The sequence below is a fragment of the Catenulispora sp. MAP12-49 genome, from assembly GCF_041262705.1.
Taxonomy (GTDB): Bacteria; Actinomycetota; Actinomycetes; order Streptomycetales; family Catenulisporaceae; genus Catenulispora.
Window position 1 is genome coordinate 41,790 of the sequence record NZ_JBGCCP010000011.1, and the last position, 17,252, is coordinate 59,041.

Here is a 17,252-nt window from a genome sequence, read left to right on the forward strand (position 1 = left end):
TGCCCGTGGGACTCGAACTGGGGCGCGGACCGTCTTACCGCCCCGTATCCGGTCGGCAACACCACCGTAATCGGGCCCGGAGATAGTGCGGCTCATGGACACCACGACAACCGAATCCGACACACAGGGTTCACCGACTCTCCCCGAGGCCGGACGGCTCCCCGAACCCCTGGTCGGCTGCGTCGTGGCGATCACCTCCGACAGACGGCGGGAGGAGCTCGGGGCGATGCTGCGGCGGCGCGGCGCCGAGGTCATGATGGCCCCGACCATGCGCATCATCCCCCTTTCCGACGACCGGATGCTGCGGGCCGCGACCGAGGAGTGCCTGCGCGAGCCTCTGGACTACGCGGTAGCCACGACCGGGATCGGGTGGCGCGCGTGGATCTCGACGGCCGAGGGCTGGGGCCTGGCCGATCCGCTGGCGGCGGTGCTGGGCTCGGCGGCGCTGGCCGCCCGGGGCCCGAAGGCGACCGGAGCGATCCGGCAGTGTGGGATGCGCGAAACCTATTCGCCGCCGTCGGAGTCCTCGACCGAGCTGCTGGCCTGGCTCCTGGCCCGGGACCTGGCCGGCACCCGCATCGCGGTGCAGCTGCACGGCAGCGCCGACACGGCGTTCCTGGACGCGCTGCGCGGCGCCGGCGCCGACGTGGTCCCGGTCCCGGTGTACCAGTGGGGCGCGCCGCAGGACCAGACCGCCGTCGGCCGCCTGGTCGAGGCGGTGGTCCGCCGGCAGGTGCACGCGGTGGCGTTCACCTCGGCGCCCGGCGCGGCGGCGTTCCTGGCCGCGGCCGAGAACGACGGCAGCCTGACCCGGGTCGTGGACGCGATGCAGGCCGACGTCCTGGCGGCCTGCATCGGACCGGTCTGCGCGGCGCCCCTGGAGCCGCACGGCATCACCGCGGTGTGGCCGGACCGCGGCCGCCTCGGCTCCCTGGCCCGCGTGATAACGCAGGAACTGCCGCCCCGGGTCCGCCGCCGCCTGAACACCCCCGGCCGCGACATCGTGGTCCAGGGCAACGCGGTCCTGATCGACGGCCGCGCGGTCCCGCTGTCCCCGCTGCCGGCCGGCGTCCTGCGCGAGCTGGCCCGCCAGCCGGGACGCGTGCTGAGCCGCGCCGAGCTGCTGCGCCGGGTCTGGACCGGCATGCGGCGCGACGAGCACGCGGTCGAGGCCACGGTCGCGCGGCTGCGGACCTCGCTCGGGGAGCACGCGGACGTGGTGGCGACGGTGACGAAGCGGGGATACCGGCTGGCGGTGGATCCGAGCTGAGGGCGGCGGGGGCGGTGGTGGACCGGCGGCGGCGAGCGGCGAGCGGCGGGCCCGAATAATCCCAGGTCCGAATGACCTTCCCCTGGCATGCTGCCTGAGTGACCTCGCTCAGCTTCACCTCCATCCCCGCCCCCGACCACCCGGTCCCCGACCAGATCCGCCACGCCGCCGCCGACCGCCCGATCGTCCCGGTCTGGCACAACGAGGGCGCCACCACCTTCCGCCTGGGCGAGGGCCCCGGGTCCCGCTTCGCGAAGTGGGCCCCGGCCGGCAGCTCCGTGGACCTCGCCGGTGAGGCGGCGCGCATGCTGTGGGCCGGGGCCTTCGTGACCGTGCCGCACGTGCTGGAGCAGGGCTCGGACGCCGAGGGCACCTGGCTGGTCACCGCCGCGCTCGACGGGGACATGGCCGTGACCGAGCGCTGGAAGCAGGATCCGGCGACCGCCGTGCGGGTCATCGGCGAGAGCCTGCGGGCCTTCCACGACGCGCTGCCGGTCGCCGAGTGCCCGTTCAGCGCCTCCGCCGAGGAGCGGGTCGCCGAGGCGGAGCACGGTGCCGAGCAGCGTGCGCACCGGACGCTGCACCCCGACTTCGCCGGCCTCACCCGGGCCGACGCGCTCAAGCGCGTGACCGACATCCCGGCGGTGGACCTGCTCGTGGTCTGCCACGGCGACACCTGCGCGCCGAACACCCTGCTGTCCGCCGACGGCCGCTTCGCCGGGCATGTGGACCTCGGCGCGCTCGGCGTCGCGGACCGCTGGTCGGATCTGGCGATCGCCACCTGGTCCACCACCTGGAACTACGGCCCGGGCTGGGAGCCGCCGCTGCTCGACGCGTACGGGATCGACCCCGACCCCGCGCGCACCGAGTACTACCGGCTGCTGTGGGAAGTCGGCCCCTGAGCCGCTGCGGAAGACGCTGTGGGGGTTGCTGCGGGAGTCGCCGCCGGAGCCGCCGGAGCCGCCGGAGCCGACGCGGAAACCGACGCAGGACCCTGACTCGCGATCCGCCACCGCTCGACCAGCAACGGCACCAGCACGTTCCGCCAGACCTCCAGGTCGACCTGCCCGCTGGTCATCCCGCCGCGCGCCAGTTCCTCGCGGTAGATCCGGTCGGTGGTCTTGTCCTGCATGTCGCTGCCGGTCAGCCACCGGAACGAGGAACGCAGGATCTCGACCAGGTCGCGCTCGGCGGTCGGCAGCACCCGTTTGGCCAGCATCGTGCGCAAGGAGCGCCACACGTACGGGTCCCCGCGCAGACCCCACGTCGCCGGCTCCGGGTCGAAGAGGTCACCGATCGTACCGACCGGCGCGTGGCCATCGATCATGTCGCCAAGTTCCTTCAGTCGCCGCGTCTACCGCAGATCTTCCCGAATCTGCGCGGCGGCCACAACCCGGGCGGGGTGAAATCCCGGCGAGGAATCCGATAGCGTCGAGACCGTGAACACCGGACCGGCCGCGCGCCACACACGGATCGGCGACCCGGTGGCAGGCTGATCGCCCCTCGGGCGCGCCCCGGGCACCCGGGGCATTCCCCGCGCCCGGCACGCGGACCTCCCGGCAACTCGTGCACGCATCAACACGCATCAACCACGAGTCCTGCTGAACCCGAATCATCGGAGAGGTCACCACACGCATGCCCGCCACGTTCAACCACACCATCATCGCCGCCAAGGACCGCCGGGAATCGGCGCGCTTCCTCCGCGAGCTGCTCGAAGCCGCCGAAGCACCGTCCTGGGGCCCGTTCACCAACATCCAGCTCGCCGACGGCGTCCTGCTGCAGTTCGCCGAGCCGCCGGTCCAGATCCAGATGCAGCACTACGCCTTCCTGCTCGACGACGACCACTTCGACCGCGCCCTCCGGCGTCTGGGCGACGACGGCGTCACCCACTGGGCCGACCCGCAGATGACCAAGCCCGGCGAGATCAACCACGAGCACGGCGGACGCGGCGTCTACTTCCTGGACCCGGCCGGCCACGGGATCGAGCTGATCACGCGGCCCTACTTGTAGGGACGGCCCGCATCGTTCGAACGTCTGTGCGACACTGGGGGCGTGACGAGAGAACGACGCTATTTCGGTCTTGATCACCCGCGACTGGTCCTCACGCTCCTGCGAACCCTGGTCCACGAGGGACCCGTCGTGATGGCCATGAGGAACAACGCTCTGGGCCTCAACGTGCACCAGGACGGGCCCGGATCGGACGTCCGGGAAACGCTTCTGTCGGCCGTCCAACTGCTCGCGGCCCTCGCGCAGGACAACGCCGCGGCGACCGGCCGGACCCTGGAAGAGGTCGTGGACGAGCTGTCGATCAAGTTCGAGCTGGCCAACATGAGGCCGTCGGGCCTGGACGACCTCGAGCCGTAGCGGCGCCGAACAGGGTGCTGGCCAGAGTGCTGACAAGCCCTCTGATCAGCGCCGGATCAGCGCTCGATCAACGCCGCCGCAGCCCGTCGAACACCAGGTGCGTCACGGCCGACGCGACGTCGTCCGCGGACCACCGCCCGGGCCCGGGCCGGTACCACTCCACGACCGAGTTCACCATCCCGAACACCAGCCGCGAGGCCAGCCGCGGATCCAGGTCCGTGCGCAGCGCCCCGGCCGCCGCCGCGCGCTCCACGAAGCCCGCCAGCCGCTGGTCGATCTCGCGGCGCCGGGCCTGCGCGGCCCGCTCGGTCTCGGTGTTGCCGCGCACGCGCAGCAGCAGCGTCACGTAGGGCAGCTCCTCGACCAGGATCTGCACCGCGCGGAACACCGCCTGCTCCACCCGGTCCAGCTCCCCGGCGTCGGCTTCCGGCAAGGCCTCCAGGGCGTCCAGCGAGGCGTTCAGCGCGTCCAGGGCCCGGTTGACGCCGCGGGTCAGCAGCTCCTCCTTGCCCTTGACGTGGTGGTAGATCGAGGACTTCGTGATCCCCGCCGCCCGCGCCAGGTCCTCCATGCTGGTGCCGTCGTATCCGCGCTCGTTGAACACGGTGACGGCGACTTCCAGCAGGGAGTCGGGGGTGTACGTGGTGCGCCGGGAAGAGACGCTCATGTGTGGTCGCCCCGCATGTCGAGGATGCGTTGTGCCTTGCCCTGCGAGCGCTCCAGGCCGCCGGGCTCCAGCACGTCAACGGTAATGGTGACGCCGAACCTCTCCTTCACCCCGGACGCCAGCCGCCCGGCCGCCCCGGCCCGGTCGGTCTGGGCGTCCCGGGCCTCGACCCGCACGCACAGCTCGTCGAGCCGGCCCGGCCGGGTCAGGACGCAGACGAAGTGCGGAGCCAGGCCGGCCACGGTCAGCAACTCCTCCTCGATCTGGCTGGGGAAGAGGTTGACGCCGCGCACGATCATCATGTCGTCGCTGCGCCCGGTGATGCGCTCCATCCGCCGCATCGGCCGGCTCAGCCCCGGCAGCAGCCGGGTCAGGTCGCGCGTGCGGTAGCGGACCACCGGCATCGCCTGCTTGGTCAGCGAGGTGAAGACCAGCTCGCCCTTCGCGCCGTCGGGCAGCACCTCGCCGGTGGCCGGATCGACGACCTCGGGATAGAAGTGGTCCTCCCACAGGTACGTGCCGTCCTTCTCGGCGACGTCCTCGTTGCCGACGCCGGGCCCCATCACCTCGGAGAGCCCGTAGATGTCGACGGCGTGCGCCCCGAGCCGCTCCTCGATCTCCGCGCGCATCGCGTCGGTCCACGGCTCGGCGCCGAGCACCGCGACGCGCAGCGAGGTCGAAGCCGGGTCGATGCCCTGCCGCTCCATCTCGTCGACGATCGCCAGCAGGTAGGACGGCGTCACGCAGATGACCTCGGGCTCGAAGTCCTGGATCAGCTGCACCTGGCGCGCGGTCTGGCCGCCGGAGATCGGGATGACGGTGCAGCCCAGCGCCTCGGCGCCGTAGTGCACGCCGAGGCCGCCGGTGAACAGGCCGTAGCCGTAGGCCACGTGGACCCGGTCGCTGGGCCGCACGCCCGCGGCGCGCAGCGAGCGCGCACCGACGGCGGCCCAGTTGTCGAGGTCTGATTTGGTATAGCCGACGACGGTGGCTTTACCGGTGGTGCCGGAGGAGGCGTGGATCCGCGCGACCTGGTCCCGCGGCACGGCGAACATGCCGAAGGGGTAGTTGTCGCGCAGGTCCTTCTTGGCCGTGAACGGGAAGTGCTTCAGGTCGGCCAGTTCTTTGAAGTCCCGCGGATGCACACCGGCCGCGTCGAACGCCGCCGTGTAGTGCGGAACGTTGGTGTAGGCGTGGTTCAGCGTCCACGCCATCCGCTCAGTTTGCAGAGCCCTGAGTTCCTCGACGGACAAGCGCTCGGCGTCATCGAGCTCCCGCGGCGAGATCTCTGGCAGCGGGCTCATGCCGCACGCTCCAGCAGCACCGCGATGCCCTGTCCGACGCCGATGCACATCGTGGCCACCGCGTACCGGGCCTGGCGCTCGTTCAGCTCCAGCGCGGCGGTGAGGGCCAGGCGCGCGCCGGAGGCGCCGAGCGGGTGGCCCAGGGCGATGGCGCCGCCGTTGGGGTTGACGTGGTCGGCGTCGTCGGGGAGTCCCAGTTCCCGCAGACACGCCAGCGACTGCGCGGCGAAGGCCTCGTTGAGTTCGACGACGTCGATGTCGCCGATCCCCAGCTTCGCGCGCTCCAGCAGGCCGCGGGTCGCCGGGACCGGGCCGATGCCCATGATGCGCGGCTCGACGCCGGCGGTGTGGGAGGTGACGACCTTGGCAAGCGGCGTGAGGCCGTACCGGTCGACGGCCTCGCCGGAGGCGACCAGCAGCGCCACGGCGCCGTCGTTGACGCCGGAGGCGTTGCCGGCGGTGACGGTGCCGCCCTCGCGGAACGGCGTGCCGAGCTTGGCCAGCGCCTCCAGGGAGGTGCTGCGCGGGTGCTCGTCCTTGTCCACGACGACCGGGTCGGCTTTGCGGCGCGGGATGCTGATGGGGCTGATCTCCTTGGCCAGCCGGCCGTTGGCCTGCGCCCGCAGCGCGCGCTCCTGGGAGCGGAGCGCGAAGGCGTCCTGGTCCTCGCGGCCGACGTGGAAGTCCGCGGCGACGTTCTCGGCGGTCTCGGGCATGGAGTCGATGCCGTACTGCTTCTTCATCAGGGGATTGACGAAGCGCCAGCCTATGGTGGTGTCGAAGACGTCGGCGCTGCGAGCGAAGGCGGTGTCGGCCTTGCCCATCACGAACGGCGCCCGCGACATGGACTCCACCCCGCCGGCCACCACGACGTCCGCCTCGCCGAGCCGGATCTGCCGCGCGGCCTGCACCAGCGCCTCCAGCCCCGAACCGCACAGCCGGTTCACGGTGGCGCCCGGGACCGTCACGGGCAGCCCGGCCAGCAGCAGCGCCATGCGCGCCACGTCGCGGTTGTCCTCGCCGGCCTGGTTGGCATCGCCCAGGAAGACCTCGTCGACGGCCGCGCCGGGGATCTGCGGAACACCGGCGAGCAGTTCGCGGACGGCGTGCGCGGCCAGGTCGTCGGGGCGGACGGACGCCAGCGCCCCGCCGTAGCGGCCGAAGGGGGTACGGGTGCCGGTGACGAGGTAGGCGTCGGTCATGCGGGGTCCTTGTCCGGTGCGGAGGGTGCGATGGGTGCTTGGTCGGGATGCCGAGCGGCGTGCTGCGCTGCCGCCTTTCGAAGCGCGTCGAGCACAGCCTGCCCGCGGTATTCGGTCAGGCGGCTCTCGAGCGGCCGGTCCATGAGCCGGTCGGCGTGGGCGAGCTGGCGCAGCAGCGGCGAGGCGCGGTAGCGGCCGTCGCGGTAGACGTCCTCAAGGTTGTCGAGGACTTCGCAGAGGTAGCCGAAGCCTAGATCCTCGCCCCACTCCAGCGGACCCTTGGGGTAGTTGACCCCGAGCTTCATCGCGGTGTCGATGTCGTCTTCTTCCGCGTCGCCCCGGTACAGCGCGTCCACGGCCTCGTTGACCAGGCGCGCGACGGTCCGGGTCACCACCATGCCGGGGACGTCCTCCAGCACCACGACGTTCTTGCCCTGGCTCTGGAAGGCCGCGATCACCGAGGTCAGCGCCACGTTCGGGGTGTCGGCTGCCGGGGCGAGGGCGACCGTCGGCATGCCGTCCGGGTCCAGGGCGAGGTCCACCAGGATCCGGCCGTCGCCGTAGGAGGTCGCGGTCTTGCCGTGGCTGCGGTGGAGCAAAGGCATGCGGGTCATCACCAGTTCGTGCGCCTCCGCGTAGCCCGGCGCGGGCTTCTCCACGTCCTCGCCGTACTCGTAGAAGCCGCGGCCGCTCTTACGGCCCAGGCGCTTCGCCGCGACGTGCTCCTTCTGCGTCCACGCCGGGGTGTAGCGCGGGTCGTAGCCGGTCGCCTCCCACACCGAGGTGGACACGGCCAGGTTCACGTCGAGCCCGATCATGTCCATCAGCTCGAACGGCCCCATCTTGAAGCCGCCGCTCTCGCGCAGGACCGCGTCGATGGTCGCGAAGTCCGCCGCCTGCTCCTCGTAGGCGCGCAGGGCCTCGGCGTAGAAGGGGCGCGCGACGCGGTTGACGATGAAGCCTGGGGTGGAGCGGCAGCGCACCGTGGTCTTGCCCCAGGACTCGGCCAGGTCCGCGACGGCCGCGCCCACCTCGGGGTCGGTGGCCAGACCATCGATGATCTCCACCAGCGGCATCAGCGGCGCCGGGTTGAAGAAGTGCATGCCGACCAGGCGCTCGGGCTCGCGCAGGCCGCCGGCGATGGCGCTGATGGACAGCGAGGAGGTGTTGGTGGCCAGCAGGCAGTCGGGGCCGACGATGTCCTCCAGGCCGGCGAACAGCTTCTGCTTGACGCCCAGGTCCTCGATCACCGCCTCGACCACGAGGGCGGCGTCCTGCAGGGCGTCCAGCTCCGCGATCGCGGAGAGCCGGTCCTTGCTCGCTTGAGCTTCCTCAGCAGGGATTCTGCCCTTCGCCGCGAGCGAGTCCAGGCGCTTTCCGATGCCCGCGACGGCGCGCTCGGCCGCCCCCTCGACCGCGTCGTAGACCGCGACCGGATGCCCGGCCTGCACGGCCAACTGGGCGATTCCGGCACCCATCGTGCCGGCGCCGATCACTCCGACGAGTGATGCGTTGGCGTCGCTCCCCACCATTGGCTCATCGCTCCTTCCCAGGCGGTGGCCGTCAGGGGGTGTCCCACCCTGGAACCGACCGACCGTTCGGTTTACTCTAGAACCCGTCAGGGCCGCCACACCAGCATTCCGGGAGTCAACGATGACCGCCACGGCCGAGCAGTTCTCCGTCCGCCACCGCGAAACCCTCGATCGGGCGGTGGAGGCGATCCGCGAACGGGCGTTCTGGACGCCCTACCCGGAGATCCCCAAGGCCTACGGCGAGGAGGCCGCCACCGCAGGCAAGCTGGCCTACGAGGGCTACCTGGACCGGCCGTTCCCGCTGGCCCAGCCCGGGACCGACGAGCTGGCCGGCGCGGAGAAGTCGCCGTACGGGGTGGCCCTGGGCGTCACCTACCCGCACCCGGACCTGGACATCCTGCTGCCGGCGATGCAGGCCGCGATGCCCGCGTGGCGCGACGCCGGCCCCGAGGCCCGGGCCGCGGTGCTGATCGAGGCGCTGGCCCGGCTCAACGCCCGCACCCACGAGATCGCACACGCCGTGCACCACACCTCCGGCCAGGCCTTCGGCATGGCGTTCCAGGCCGGCGGCCCGCACGCGCAGGACCGCGGACTGGAGGCGGTGGCCTACGCCTACGCCGCGCAGACCGCGCAGGTCGCCGCGGCCGAGTGGGAGAAGCCGCAGGGGCCCAAGCCGGCGCTGCACATGGCCAAGAAGTTCACCGCCGTCCCGCGCGGCATCGGCCTGGTCATCGGCTGCAACACCTTCCCGACCTGGAACAGCTACCCGGGCCTGTTCGCCTCGCTGGCCACCGGCAACGCGGTGGTCGTCAAGCCGCACCCGAACGCGATCCTGCCGCTGGCCATCTCGGTCGCGATCCTGCGCGACACCCTGGCCGAGGCCGGCTTCGACCCGGACCTGGTGGCCCTGGCGGTCGAGAAGCCGGGCGAGGGCCTGGCCAAGACCCTGGCCCTGCGGCCGGAGATCCGCATCATCGACTACACCGGCTCCACCGAGTTCGGCGTCTGGCTGGAGCGCAACGCACCCCAGGCCGTGGTCTACACCGAGAAGGCCGGCATCAACACGGTGATCGTGGACTCGGTGGACGACTACAAGGGCATGCTGGGCAACCTGGCCTTCTCCTTCTCCCTGTACAGCGGCCAGATGTGCACCACCCCGCAGAACATCTTCGTCCCCCGCGAAGGCATCACCGTCGCCGGCGAGCACAAGTCCTTCGACGACTTCGCCGCCGACCTGGCCGGCGCGGTGGACAAGCTCCTCGGCGACGACGCCCGCGCCAACGCCCTGCTCGGCGCGGTCTGCAACCCCGGCGTCGCGGACCGCCTGAAGAAGGCCGAATCAGTCGGCAAGACCGTCCTGGCCTCCCGCCCGGTGGCCAACACCGAGTACCCCGCCGCCGAGGTCCGCACCCCCCTGATCGCCGCGATCGACGTCGCCGACACCGAGGTCTACACCGCCGAATGGTTCGGCCCGATCAGCTTCCTGATCGCCGCCGACACCACCGACCAGGCCGTCGAGACCTTCCGCACCACCGTCCGCGACCACGGCGCCATCACCGCCGCGGTCTACTCCACCGACGACGACGTCATCGCCAAGACCGAGAACGCAGCCCTGGACGCCGGCGTGAACCTGTCGGTGAACCTCACCGGCGCCGTCTACGTGAACCAGAGCGCAGCCTTCTCCGACTTCCACGCCACCGGCGCGAACCCGGCGGCGAACGCGGCGCTGTCGGACCTGGCGTACGTGGCGAGCCGGTTCCGGGTGGTGCAGTCGCGGCGGCACATCTGACGCGACGCTGCAGCAGGGCAGGGCCACCTTTCGAGGTGGCCCTTTCTCACGCCTGCGGAGCGGACGAGTAACGCTCGATGGTGCCCGGAGCCGTGCTGGCGTCCAGAAACACCAGTTCCCACGGACCGGTGTTCACGTCGAAGTCCTTACCGAAGCCGACCCACTTCCCGACGATCCTGCGCCCGGTCGGCTCGGCCAGCATCTGGAGCGCACCGTAGTAGGTGGCGCCACGGTAGAAGCCTTCTTCCCCGGTTCGCTCGCGCCACGTCCCGGTGATGATGTTCCGGTCGACGGTCAGATCAACGCTCATCGAGGATTGCGGGTCAAGGGAGTTCGGGGAGATGGAACGGCCGGTGATCCGATCTCCGGTCTGGAGCAGAAGGACGTGGTGGGCGCCGGTGAAGGTCTGCTCTCGGCTGGAGGAGTAGAACTCGTAGCGCGACAGCCAGATGCCCGAGAAGTTGGACTGTTCTGCCTGAGCGACGGCAGTGGTCTCGGGATTGGCGACGCCCGGAGCGGAGGCTTCCGCAGCGGACATGTCATGACCTCCTTCTCGGTCCGGGCTGACCCTCGCGGGAAAACCCATGGCTTCGATCGGCACTCCGAGGACGGCCTCCAGAGCGCGTGCGTAGACCGGCCGGGGCTGTGCCGTGACGCCGGACTCCCAGCGCTGAACGAGGCGCTTGCTGGCGTCGTTGGGTTCACCGACTGCTTTTCCGGCTTCTCGGATGCGGCGGGCGAACTCCTCTTGACTCAGACGCAGGCTGAGCCGAGCGGTCTTCAGCGTGTCGTTCGTCATGCACCAAGGCTAGGGCCCCGACCACCGGAATGACACCGGTTTGACGCCTTTGGGACGGCGCGGCGACGCCGGGCTCGCCCAGGACACTGACTTCGTGGAAGACGAGCCTCAAATGACGTCCTCGTGCCCGACCAATCCGAGACCGGGGTCGCTGGTCGAGTACGCCGGGAAAACTTACAAGCTCATGGCGTATGTCGGCGTGGGCAAAGTGGCGCTGCGACCTCCGGACGGCGGCGTGGAGACCTGGGTCTCGGTCAACGAGATCAGACGGATCCCCGGTTACGAGTAGCCGCGCCCACCCATGGGTGGCCAACCCACGCCAGCCAGGCCAGACTGCCCCCATGAGCACCGAGCCCCCCGCCGTCCGCGTCGAGAAGAACGGTCCCGTCACCACGGTCATCCTGCACCGGCCTGCGGTGCGCAACGCCGTGGATCCGGCGACGGCTGTGGCGTTGCTGGCTGCTTTTCAGGATTTCGACAAGGATCCCGAGGCGCATGTCGCGGTGTTCTATGGCGACGGGGGGACGTTCTGTGCCGGGTTCGATCTCAAGGCTCTGACCGCTGGGGCGGTGCCGGCCGGGATGCTCGCTTATGGTGACGGGCCGATGGGGCCTTCGCGGTTGCGGTTGTCCAAGCCGGTGATCGCGGCGGTCGCCGGGCATGCGGTGGCCGGGGGGTTGGAGCTGGCGCTGTGGTGTGATCTGCGGGTCGTGGAGGAGAGTGCGGTCTTCGGGGTCTTCTGTCGGCGGTGGGGTGTGCCGCTGGTGGACGGCGGGACGGTGCGGCTGCCGCGGCTGATCGGCCACAGCCGGGCTATGGACATGATCCTCACCGGGCGTGCGGTGGCTGCCGAGGAGGCCCTGGCCTGGGGGCTGGCCAACCGGGTGGTGCCTGACGGGACGGTCCGGGACGCCGCCGAGGCGCTGGCCGCCGAGATCGCCGCGCTGCCGCAGCTGTGTCTGCGCGAGGACCGGATGTCAGTCCTGGAGCAGGAGGGGCTGGAGGAGGAGGCTGCGCTGCGCAACGAGCTGCGGCACGGGCAGGTCTCGCTGGCCGAGTCGGTTTCCGGTGCGCAGCGGTTCGCCGACGGGGCGGGGCGACACGGACAAGCGGCGGGCTGAAGGACCACTCGGCCCGGCCGCCCAGCAGCTCAGCCCTCCCCCAGCTCGGACCACGACTCGGACTCGGACTCGGACTCGGACTCGGACTCGGATTACGGCTCCAACTCCGACAACCGCATAGCCAGCAGCATCCCCGGCCACTCCCCCGTCTCCCCGGCCCGGAACTCCAGCACCCGCTTGAACCCGTACCCCTCGTACACCCGCACCAGGTTCCCGTCCTCGCCGGCCCAGCAGTCCACGCGCAGCAGGTCGATGCCGCGCTCGGCCGCTTCCTGCTTGGCGCGCTCGATCAGGGCTCGGCCGACGCCGTGGCCGGCGTGCTTGCGCGAGGAGATCAGGAAGTTGACGTAGAGCTCGCGTTCCTCGGCCTCCGGCACGTAGGGCTGGCACTGTTCGGTGATCACCATGATGCCCAGCGGTGTGCCGTCCTCGTCCTCCAGGACGCGCATCCCGCCGGTGTCGGCTCGTTGCAGGAAGGCCTCCCGCCGCTTGTCCTTGCCGGTCCAGGGCTCGGTGCCCCACTGCTGGGTGTTGCCCCGGGCGTTCATCCACTCCACGGCCTCGTCGCCGAAGGCCAGGAGGGCCGGGACGTCGTCCCGGCCGCCTACTCGAATCCGCATGATCCCTTCCTAGCAAAGAGTTCACGTGAATGCGCATCAGATGTGACCGCTGTTCACCGAGCCCTCCGCGAAGGGCTGTACAACTCCGCTCCATGAGAATCTACCTCGCGTCCAAGCGACGCCTCGCGGTCTCGGCGGTCGCGCTGGCCGTCGGCTCGGCCGTCCTGGTCCCGGCCACCGCCATGGCCGCCGGACGGCACCACGGCGGCCAGCCGACCACCTGGACGCTGTCCGGGCAGGTCGCTCCGGCCTCGCTCAAGGGCGGACCGTGGACGCTGGGCCAGACCCCGGCCACGTACGGCTCGCCGACCGCCGGATACTGCGACGCCTCCGGGAACGTCACCCGCAACCCGGGCACCGAGCTGTTCCAGCCGGCCTACTTCCCGAACGTCACCGGCAGCGGCCAGCACCTGACCGGCTTCTTCGACTACCGGCCCAAGGACACCGACGAGGCGGTCCTGGCGGCCAAGTCCGACGACGGCGGCAAGACCTGGACCTACCAGGGCCAGGCGCTGGAGTCGCAGAAGGGCCAGTGCCCCTCGCCGGACCTGAACGACGACGGCCAGGGCCACCCGACCGTGCTGCACGTGGGCGGCAAGGACTTCCTGTACACGCTGACCCGCCCGACGGCCGACACCCCCGGCTCGCAGCTGCTGGTGCACCGCATCGACTCCGACGCGAAGAACCCGCTGGCCAAGCTGCCCGCGGCGCAGGCCGTCGGCACCGGCGCCGCGACCACGCTGACCGCCGCCGTGACCCTGCCGGCCGCCACCATCCCGGCCGCCGCGACCTCGGCGTTCGAGATCCCGGGCACCGTCCGCGTCCAGACCTCGGCCGGCCTGCAGGACGTCCGCTGCACCGACTCCACCGCGACCTCGTTCACCGGCTGCACCGGCGGCACGGGTTCGGCGGCGAGCGGCGCGGCTGTTATCACCTACCCGGTGGTGCCGGCCGGCGCCCAGGCGACCACCGGCCTGGTGTCCCCCGACGGCATCCTGGGCGTGCTGCCCAGCAAGGGAGTCGGCGGCAAGGACGCCGTGACGGTGCTCTACGTCGAGAAGCAGCTGAGCTACTTCCAGACCGCCGACCAGGCCAACGCCTGCGCCGTGCCGTTCGCCACGCTGAACCAGATCGGCGAGGGCAAGAACAAGGCGCCGTACTACGGCAACAACGAGGACCGCTCCACGGTCCGCAGCGCCACCACGACCGACGGCATCCACTTCGTCGACCACGGCCCGGTCAACGGCCTCGGTGACAACGAGAGCACCAGCGCGACCGCGACCCGGTTCGTCAGCCCCTCGGGCACCGTGGTGAAGAACCCCGACGGCACCCTGGGCCTGTTCTACGCCGCCGGCAACTGCTACGACGGCGACAGCGACGGCTTCCACTACATCGGCTACGCCACCAGCAAGGACGGCGTGAACTGGACGATCGTCGACGGCTTCACCAACCCGCTGCTGGCGGTGGACACCACCTTCCCGCAGACGACGCCCGCGCTGTACTACAGCGGCCGCATCTACGGCCCGCAGGTCGTCCTGGGCCACGACGGCAAGACCGCGACCATGGTCTTCGCCGGCTACCGCACCCCCAAGCCGCTGCCCAAGCCCGGCACGGCGCTGGGCACGAACCCGAGCGCGCTGTACACCGTCGGTGCCAACGACCTGGCCAGCTACCGCAGTATCCTGACGGTCACGCTGACGACCAAGTAAGGCCTCTGGCTCGCGAATAAGACCACTTATTCAAAAAGGGCGCGGCCCGGGAACATTCCCGGGCCGCGCCGCCGTTCTGCCGGACATGGAGCCGTTGGAAATCATGGGGGCGCTGCTCACCGCCGAAGGCCGTGACAACCCCTATCCGCTCTACGACCAAGCACACCGGCTCGGCTCGGTCATCGACGCGGCGGACGGCTTCGTGATGGTGCCGGCCTACGACCAGTGCGACCAGGTCCTGCGCGACGCCTCGTTCGGGGTCTGGGACGTCGAGTGGCGCGGCCGGGTCTGGGACGACGAGCAGCAGCGCCGGCCCTCGCTGCGCAGCATGGAGCGCTCCGTCATCTACTCCAACGCCCCCGACCACGGCCGTATGCGTTCCCTGATCTCCTCGGTGTTCACCCCGCGCCGGGTCGCGGCGCTGGAACCGGCGATCGAGCAGGCCGTCGAGGCGCTGCTGGACCGGCTGGCCGAGGCCGGGGCGGACGGCACCGCCGTGGACCTCATGGACAACTTCGCCTATCAGCTCCCCGTATCAGTGATCTGCGACCTGCTCGGCATCCCGGCGACCGACCGCGAGACGTTCCGGGAGCTGGCCACCGAACTGGCCGCGGTCCTGGACCTGGTCGAGGACCTGAGCCGGCTGGACGGGGCCGACGCGGCCTGGATGGAGCTGGAGCTGTACTTCGGCGGGCTGCTCGCCGAGCGCCGCGCGCGCCCGCAGGACGATCTCGTCAGCGCCCTGATAGCGGTCTGCGACGCCGGCGGCTCCCGGCTCTCCGGCGCCGAGCTGTTGTGCAATCTGACGCTGCTGCTCATCGCCGGCTTCGAGACCACGGCGAACCTGTTCGGCAACGGCGTGCGGCTGCTGTTCGAGCACCCCGGGGTCGGCGCGGGTCTGCGGCGCGGGAACCTGCGCTACACCCGCTTCGCCGAGGAGGTGCTGCGCTACGACTCGCCGGTGCAGATGACGACGCGCATCGCGCTGACCGACGGCCTGACGGTCGGCGACGTCCCGGTCGCGGCGGGCGCGGAGGTCGCGCTGATGATCGGCGCGGCGAACCGCGACGCCCGGCGCTACGAGGACCCCGAGCGCTTCGACCCCACCCGCACCGAGATCGGCCCGCTGAGCTTCGGGGCCGGACCGCACTTCTGCGTGGGTTCGGTGCTGGCCCGGACCGAGGCGGCGATCGGATTCCCGCGGCTGCTGGAGCGCTTCCCGGCGCTGGCCCCGGCCGGCGAGCCGACCCGGAACGAGCGTTTTATCCTTCGCGGGTACCAACATCTGCCTGTTACCGTGAGCTGATTTTTCTGCTCCCGGGGGATGCCATGACACACGCTGAAGACACGGTCGCCGACGATGTCCGGCCGGACTTCGACGCCTTCGAACCCGGCACCGTGCTGCTGTCCGGCATCGTGGGCTCCACCGCCTACGGCCTGTCCGGCCCGGACTCGGATGTGGACCGCCTCGGCATGTTCGCGGCTCCCACACTGAGCCTGCTGGGGCTGCACACCCCGCGCGACAGCCACGTCACCACGCACCCGGACGTGACCTTCCACGAGGCCGCCAAGCTCGCCCGCCTGGTCCTGGGCGGCAACCCGACGGCCTCGGAACTGCTGTGGCTCCCCGACGACCTGTACGAGCGCCGCACGCCCCTGGGCGACGAGGCGATCGGCCTGCGCACGGCGTTCCTGTCCGCGCCGCGCGTCCACGACGCCTACCTCGGCTACGCCACCCAGCAGTTCCGCAAACTCCTGTCCCGCGACCCCACCTGGACCCACCACAAGATCGCCAAGCACGCCCGCCACCTCATGCGCCTGGTGAACCAGGGCCACGAGCTCTACACCACCGGCCACCTCACCATCCGCCTGCCCGACCCCGAGCGCTACCACGCCTTCGGCGAGAGCGTCGCCGCCGACCCGGACGCCGCGCGCCCCTTCATGGCCGACGCCGAGGAGCGCTTCGCGACGGCCCGCTCGGTGCTGCCGCGGGAGCCGGCGAGCGCGGCGGCTGAGGACTGGTTGGTGCGGGTGCGGAAGGCTTTCTGGGCGGGCTGAAGGCGCGCCCGTCACCCGTCACCCGCACCTCACAGCTCGAGCGCGTCCATGAACTTCTGCGCGAGGCCGGGATCCTCCGGGAGATCGAGTGCGGTGGTCAAGGCCGCAGCCCAGCCGTGGCAGAACAGCGACGGTCCGTCGTGGACCCGCAGCCCTCTGGCAGAAGCCTGCGATCGCGCGACCCGCAGCATGTGCAGATCGCCGCGATAGTTCAGCTCCCACACGACACCGCCCACCGGGAACGAGACCGCATCGGTCACCGGCGAACCGGGCCGGTCCTTGCCCGACCCGGTCGCGTTGACGATCAACGCCCCCGGCGCCAGAGCCGCGATCTCGGCGTCGAACGGCCCGTCCGCCGCCTCGGCGCTGATCTGCGGGCCATCGAGGACCGCGCGCAACCCGGCCACAGCCGCCGGCTCCCGATCGACGAACCGCAGCCGACCGGTGTGCCCGCGCCTGAGCAGGTGCTCCCCGAGCGCGATCGCCGTCCCACCGCTGCCCAGACACAGCAACTCACCACCGCGATCCGGCCAGATCTCCTCGACGACCCGGCCCACCGAGATCGGATCGCGCGCATACCCGCGGAGCCGCCCGCCGTCGTTCCGGATCGAATTGATCTCCCGGCACTGCCGCGCGAGGGGATCCAGCTCCTCGAAGGCGTCCGCCGCGGCGGCGAACAGCCCCACCTTGTGCGACGTGACCACCGCGCCAAGCACCGAGGGCTCGCGCAACCCTTCCAGAACCGCGCGGTAGACCTCCGCCGACGCGCCCACCGGGACATCGACCCCTGATACCTCGGCCTCGATCCCCAGCACCC

General features: G+C 71.1%; 18 protein-coding genes. 10 read left to right on the forward strand and 8 right to left on the reverse strand.

Going from position 1 to position 17,252, the window contains the following annotated elements; all coding sequences use genetic code 11:
* Positions 1-94 precede the first annotated feature (94 nt).
* Entirely contained in the window at positions 95-1,270 is a 1,176-nt protein-coding gene (locus tag ABIA35_RS21085) for a uroporphyrinogen-III synthase (RefSeq protein WP_370341443.1), read from the forward strand.
* A gap of 98 nt (positions 1,271-1,368) precedes the next feature.
* On the forward strand, positions 1,369-2,172 hold the full coding sequence (locus ABIA35_RS21090) for an aminoglycoside 3'-phosphotransferase (RefSeq protein ID WP_370358993.1): 804 nt from the start codon (positions 1,369-1,371) through the stop codon (positions 2,170-2,172).
* Here ABIA35_RS21090 and ABIA35_RS21095 read toward each other — a convergent pair.
* On the reverse strand, positions 2,142-2,597 hold the full coding sequence (locus ABIA35_RS21095) for a hypothetical protein (protein ID WP_370358994.1): 456 nt from the start codon (positions 2,595-2,597) through the stop codon (positions 2,142-2,144). The genes ABIA35_RS21090 and ABIA35_RS21095 overlap by 31 nt on opposite strands.
* 308 nt (positions 2,598-2,905) lie before the next feature.
* On the opposite strand from ABIA35_RS21095, the gene ABIA35_RS21100 reads away from it, so the two are divergent.
* Positions 2,906-3,280: a VOC family protein gene (locus tag ABIA35_RS21100; RefSeq protein WP_370358995.1), complete on the forward strand. Its 375-nt coding sequence runs from the start codon at positions 2,906-2,908 to the stop codon at positions 3,278-3,280.
* A gap of 42 nt (positions 3,281-3,322) precedes the next feature.
* On the forward strand, positions 3,323-3,634 hold the full coding sequence (locus ABIA35_RS21105; protein ID WP_370341447.1) for a hypothetical protein: 312 nt from the start codon (positions 3,323-3,325) through the stop codon (positions 3,632-3,634).
* Between the two features lie 67 nt (positions 3,635-3,701).
* On the opposite strand, the gene ABIA35_RS21110 is transcribed toward ABIA35_RS21105, so the two are convergent.
* Genes ABIA35_RS21110 through ABIA35_RS21125 form a run of 4 tightly spaced genes read right to left on the reverse strand, consistent with a single transcriptional unit; the run spans position 3,702 to position 8,339 of the window.
* Entirely contained in the window at positions 3,702-4,301 is a 600-nt protein-coding gene (locus ABIA35_RS21110) for a TetR/AcrR family transcriptional regulator (protein WP_370341448.1), read from the reverse strand.
* On the reverse strand, positions 4,298-5,605 hold the full coding sequence (gene paaK, locus ABIA35_RS21115; RefSeq protein ID WP_370358996.1) for a phenylacetate--CoA ligase PaaK: 1,308 nt from the start codon (positions 5,603-5,605) through the stop codon (positions 4,298-4,300). The genes ABIA35_RS21110 and paaK overlap by 4 nt, the downstream gene beginning before the upstream one ends.
* Complete coding sequence (gene pcaF / locus ABIA35_RS21120) at positions 5,602-6,807, reverse strand: 3-oxoadipyl-CoA thiolase (protein ID WP_370358997.1); 1,206 nt, start codon at positions 6,805-6,807, stop codon at positions 5,602-5,604. The genes paaK and pcaF overlap by 4 nt, the downstream gene beginning before the upstream one ends.
* Positions 6,804-8,339: a 3-hydroxyacyl-CoA dehydrogenase NAD-binding domain-containing protein gene (locus tag ABIA35_RS21125; protein WP_370358998.1), complete on the reverse strand. Its 1,536-nt coding sequence runs from the start codon at positions 8,337-8,339 to the stop codon at positions 6,804-6,806. The genes pcaF and ABIA35_RS21125 overlap by 4 nt, the downstream gene beginning before the upstream one ends.
* A gap of 121 nt (positions 8,340-8,460) precedes the next feature.
* On the opposite strand from ABIA35_RS21125, the gene paaN reads away from it, so the two are divergent.
* Positions 8,461-10,128: a phenylacetic acid degradation protein PaaN gene (gene paaN, locus ABIA35_RS21130; protein WP_370341453.1), complete on the forward strand. Its 1,668-nt coding sequence runs from the start codon at positions 8,461-8,463 to the stop codon at positions 10,126-10,128.
* Between the two features lie 46 nt (positions 10,129-10,174).
* Here the strand turns inward: paaN and ABIA35_RS21135 are convergent, their stop codons facing one another.
* Positions 10,175-10,927, reverse strand: a complete 753-nt coding sequence (locus ABIA35_RS21135) for a multiprotein-bridging factor 1 family protein (protein WP_370358999.1) — start codon at positions 10,925-10,927, stop codon at positions 10,175-10,177.
* A 94-nt stretch (positions 10,928-11,021) separates the two neighbouring features.
* Here ABIA35_RS21135 and ABIA35_RS21140 point away from each other — a divergent pair, with 94 nt between their 5' ends.
* Entirely contained in the window at positions 11,022-11,216 is a 195-nt protein-coding gene (locus ABIA35_RS21140; RefSeq protein WP_370341455.1) for a hypothetical protein, read from the forward strand.
* Positions 11,217-11,268: 52 nt separating this feature from the next.
* Positions 11,269-12,048, forward strand: coding sequence for a crotonase/enoyl-CoA hydratase family protein (locus ABIA35_RS21145; protein ID WP_370359000.1), 780 nt, complete (start codon positions 11,269-11,271; stop codon positions 12,046-12,048).
* A gap of 92 nt (positions 12,049-12,140) precedes the next feature.
* Here the strand turns inward: ABIA35_RS21145 and ABIA35_RS21150 are convergent, their stop codons facing one another.
* Positions 12,141-12,668: an N-acetyltransferase family protein gene (locus ABIA35_RS21150; RefSeq protein ID WP_370359001.1), complete on the reverse strand. Its 528-nt coding sequence runs from the start codon at positions 12,666-12,668 to the stop codon at positions 12,141-12,143.
* A 92-nt stretch (positions 12,669-12,760) separates the two neighbouring features.
* Between ABIA35_RS21150 and ABIA35_RS21155 the strand changes: the two genes are divergently transcribed.
* From ABIA35_RS21155 to ABIA35_RS21165, 3 genes are all read left to right on the forward strand, one after another.
* The gene (locus tag ABIA35_RS21155) at positions 12,761-14,377 is read left to right on the forward strand and encodes a hypothetical protein (protein WP_370359002.1); all 1,617 of its coding nucleotides are present in this window, start codon (positions 12,761-12,763) and stop codon (positions 14,375-14,377) included.
* A gap of 85 nt (positions 14,378-14,462) precedes the next feature.
* Positions 14,463-15,683 (forward strand): cytochrome P450, encoded by a 1,221-nt coding sequence (locus ABIA35_RS21160; RefSeq protein ID WP_370359003.1) that lies wholly within the window; start codon positions 14,463-14,465, stop codon positions 15,681-15,683.
* A gap of 23 nt (positions 15,684-15,706) precedes the next feature.
* Positions 15,707-16,435, forward strand: coding sequence for a DNA polymerase beta superfamily protein (locus ABIA35_RS21165; RefSeq protein ID WP_370359004.1), 729 nt, complete (start codon positions 15,707-15,709; stop codon positions 16,433-16,435).
* 29 nt (positions 16,436-16,464) lie between these two features.
* Here the strand turns inward: ABIA35_RS21165 and ABIA35_RS21170 are convergent, their stop codons facing one another.
* Positions 16,465-17,208 carry a shikimate dehydrogenase gene (locus tag ABIA35_RS21170; RefSeq protein ID WP_370359005.1) on the reverse strand — a complete coding sequence of 248 codons (744 nt, stop codon included), beginning with the start codon at positions 17,206-17,208 and terminating at the stop codon, positions 16,465-16,467.
* Between the last annotated feature and the right edge of the window lie 44 nt (positions 17,209-17,252).